This window comes from Enterobacter sp. IF2SW-B1 (assembly GCF_001743375.1).
GTDB classification, from domain to species: Bacteria; Pseudomonadota; Gammaproteobacteria; order Enterobacterales; family Enterobacteriaceae; genus Enterobacter; species Enterobacter bugandensis.
Genome location: NZ_MJAA01000385.1, coordinates 1 through 358 on the forward strand (window position 1 = coordinate 1; position 358 = coordinate 358).

Below are 358 nucleotides of genomic sequence, written 5' to 3' on the forward strand. Positions count from 1 at the left end.
CGCGACTGCTGCGCAGGTTATTCTGGCATGGGCAATGGGTGAAGGCTATGCCGTGATCCCATCATCAACCAAGCGCGAAAACCTGGCCAGCAACCTGCTAGCGCTGGATCTTCATCTGGATGACGAGGATAAAAAAGCGATCGCAGCACTGGAGTGCAACGACCGCCTGGTGAGCCCGGAAGGTTTAGCCCCAGACTGGGATTAATAAGACCCTCCCTCTGTCACCCGGACCCACACACAGCTCCTCCGGGTGCTTTTTATATATGCTCGCACAGCATGACGAAAAAGGCGCGTATGCGCGTGCTTACCGCTCTGTCGCTGTAATAAACCGCGCTGAAAGGCATCTCAACCCGCCAAC

Annotated in this window: 1 protein-coding gene and 1 pseudogene; one reads left to right on the forward strand and one right to left on the reverse strand. The window is 55.9% G+C overall.

Annotation, left to right across the window (positions count from 1 at the left end):
- A partial coding sequence (locus tag A6013_RS24755; RefSeq protein WP_175437448.1) for an aldo/keto reductase occupies positions 1-205 on the forward strand: 205 nt, incomplete at its 5' end.
- Between the two features lie 52 nt (positions 206-257).
- On the opposite strand, the pseudogene A6013_RS26560 reads toward A6013_RS24755, so the two are convergent.
- Positions 258-358: pseudogene (locus A6013_RS26560) on the reverse strand (LysR family transcriptional regulator); the annotation flags it as partial.